Origin of the sequence: Halostella sp. PRR32 (genome assembly GCF_034808085.1) — an archaeon.
GTDB classification, from domain to species: domain Archaea; phylum Halobacteriota; class Halobacteria; order Halobacteriales; family Natronoarchaeaceae; genus Halostella; species Halostella pelagica.
Map to the genome: position 1 here is coordinate 1 of NZ_JAXHGL010000065.1, position 282 is coordinate 282.

At 77.0% G+C, this 282-nt stretch carries 1 pseudogene; it reads right to left on the reverse strand.

From position 1 onward, the window contains the following. A pseudogene (locus SM753_RS20405) lies at nucleotides 1–282 on the reverse strand (hypothetical protein); the annotation flags it as partial.

The window sequence follows — 282 nt, forward strand, 5'->3', positions numbered from 1 at the left end:
GGCGGCGTCGTCGCCTTCGGGCGGACGCGAAGCCGCGTCCCGTCGGCCGCCGCCGCGGCGACGTCGACGCCCGCGTGGAACTCGACGCGAGCACGGTCCGGGTGGACGAACACCGACGCGAACCGCTCGCCGTCCGCCTCGCCGACGTCGACCTCCAGGACGGCGACGTCCTGCTCGGGTTCGGCGACGAGCGCGTCGCGAGACCACACCACGTCGTACGCGCGGACGCCCGCCTCGGTCGGCGTCGCGTCCGCGACCGCGTCCGTCACCGCGACGTGCGCG